This window comes from Limnospira sp. (genome assembly GCF_051859755.1).
In the GTDB taxonomy this organism is placed as follows: Bacteria; Cyanobacteriota; Cyanobacteriia; order Cyanobacteriales; family Microcoleaceae; genus Limnospira; species Limnospira fusiformis.
In genome coordinates, this window is record NZ_JBIMLI010000063.1 from 1 (window position 1) to 2,422 (window position 2,422).

3 protein-coding genes are annotated in these 2,422 nt (G+C 47.4%); 1 reads left to right on the top strand and 2 read right to left on the bottom strand.

From position 1 onward, the window contains the following. The coding region (locus ACTIE0_RS12570; RefSeq protein ID WP_439516914.1) for a Uma2 family endonuclease at positions 1 to 564 on the top strand (564 nt) is incomplete at its 5' end. 75 nt (positions 565 to 639) lie between these two features. Here ACTIE0_RS12570 and argJ read toward each other — a convergent pair. Together argJ and gifA are read right to left on the bottom strand one after the other, a co-directional pair. After that, positions 640 to 1,881, bottom strand: coding sequence for a bifunctional ornithine acetyltransferase/N-acetylglutamate synthase (argJ, locus tag ACTIE0_RS12575; protein WP_006622841.1), 1,242 nt, complete (start codon positions 1,879 to 1,881; stop codon positions 640 to 642). 194 nt (positions 1,882 to 2,075) lie between these two features. Continuing rightward, positions 2,076 to 2,270, bottom strand: coding sequence for a glutamine synthetase inactivation factor IF7A (gifA, locus tag ACTIE0_RS12580; RefSeq protein ID WP_006668916.1), 195 nt, complete (start codon positions 2,268 to 2,270; stop codon positions 2,076 to 2,078). Positions 2,271 to 2,422: the final 152 nt, after the last annotated feature.

Genomic DNA, 2,422 nt, shown 5'->3' on the forward strand with positions numbered 1-2,422 from the left:
GCTTTTGTGGCGGGGGATTTACTCTGGTATCCCGTCCAGGTAGAACGTCCCCCCGCTCCCAGACAAGCCCCTGATGCGATGGTGGTGTTAGGTCGTCCTGATGGCGCGCGCGGTAGTTATAAACAGTGGGAAGAAGACAACATTCCGCCGCAAGTGGTGTTTGAGATCCTCTCTCCCAGTAACACCATGAGCGAAATGGCTGCCAAACAACAATTTTATCAACAGTATGGCGTGCTGGAGATGTATTTTTATAATCCCCAATCCCATAATTTTTGGGGTTTTCAACGGGCTACCCCCGAAGATAGCTTGGTGTTAATTACCCCCCTAGATTTCCCCTGGACTTCCCCACTGTTGAACATTCGCTTTGAGCTGTTTGATGATGGTTTAGCAGTGTATCACCCTAATGGGGAATTGTTCAAAGAACCGGGGGATTTGTTTGATGAACGCGATCGCGCACAACAAGAACGCAATGAGGCACAACAAGAACGGGATAAGGCAAAACAAGAACGCGATCGCGCCTTGGCGAAACTCCGGGAATTGGGTATCGATCCAGAAACCCTGTGAGCGCGAATAGTTGATATTTGTCGGAACAATCAACCCGGTTTCTGTGAGCAACCGGGTTGATCAGGTCAAGACCAATTAAGTAGTGTATTCTGCATTAATTTTCACATAATCATAGCTAAGGTCACATCCCCAAGCCTTACTACTTCCTGGCTCATCACCAATTTTAACCTTGATTAACACTGTATCTTCCTGAAGATAAGCCGCAGTTTTAGCCAGTTTTAAATAATTACTGGCCGCAGCTGCATCAAAAGCTAAAGGCTGACCATTTTTCATCAGTTGAAACTCACCCAAGGAAATCTCTAACTTATCCTGGTCAAAACGAACCCCAGCCCGTCCGGCTGCAGCCGCAATTCTTCCCCAATTAGGGTCACAACCGAAAATCGCCGCCTTTAATAAAGAAGACCCAACAATAGTTTTAGCAACCATAGCCGCCGCTGCTTCTGTGGGTGCGCCAGTTACCTGCACTTCAATTAAACAGGTAGCCCCTTCTCCATCTCTGGCGATCGCCTTAGCTAAATGTTCACAAACTGCTGTCAGCATCGCTTCTAATTTATCAGCATCAGGTCCGGGTCCAGTAATTGCCGGAGTGCGGGACTGACCATTAGCTAAAGCAATCAGCGTGTCGTTGGTGCTAGTATCCCCATCAACTGTAATTTGATTAAAACTACGATTGGCAGCCCTAGTCAGCATTTCTTGCCACAGAGGAGGAGAAACCGCAGCATCACAGGTGACAAAAGCCAGCATTGTTGCCATATTAGGATGAATCATCCCCGAACCTTTGGCAATGCCACCAATCCGCACCGGGCGATCGCCAAATTGAGTTTCTAAAGCAATGGATTTCATCACCAAATCCGTCGTCATAATTGCCCCGGCTGCCGCTGTCCCGCCGTTTTCGGAAACCTCAGACACTAATTGGGGAATGGCTGCTATGAGTTCCTCCATTTTAATCCGTTTACCGATGACTCCGGTGGAAGCTAGTAAAATCGAATCTGGATCAATATTTAACGCCGCCGCCAAGGCTTTCGCACTATCTTGGGCATCTTCCCACCCCTGCTGTCCTGTCCCGGCGTTGGCTTGACCGGAATTACATAAAATCGCCCGCACACTGGGTTTCGCTTCTAACTTTTGCCGACAATAATCTACACAGGCGGCGCGCACTTGGGATGTCGTAAATACCCCCGCTGCGATCGCCTCTACATCTGATATAATCAACGCTAAGTCTGGCGCTCCAGAAGGTTTGAGCCCGGCGGTGATTCCACTGGCTTTATATCCCTTGGGTGCGGTGATGCCACCATCAATCTTTTGCCACTCTGACATAGGTTTCGCCTTCTAGCATCTACTCTTGAGCAGAAGGCATTATACCAAGTTTTAATTGAAAATCCCCACCCAGCGGGATTGCTACAGTGGGGATTTGCACAAACAAATTCATGGATAATTAACTATCCCCCACCTGAAGACGGCTAGGTGGGGGTGGGGACAAAGATTTTTCAATTTTTCGTGGTGTTGAAATTTTAACTCATCGAAGCTCGGGAGCGATCGTAGTTATCCCGTGAGTCGGAATGGGGTTTGCCTTGAATCGTGCTATAATAATCCCCAACATCGATACCTACTTCCTGCGCCGAACGGTTGAGCATAGATTGCTGACGGTTCTTGATGTTATGATGATGACGCATCATTAGCGCCCTGGCTTCATCTTGAGTACACATGGTTTTGGTCTCCCGCTAATTGATATTTATTAAGTCAGATTGAAATGAGGAATTTAAAAAGGGTTGCAGTCCTTTAACTCATTGATGAGGAACTGCGATCGTAACTCATACTTGAATTGGAGTTAGGTTTCCCTTGGATGGTGCTATAAAAT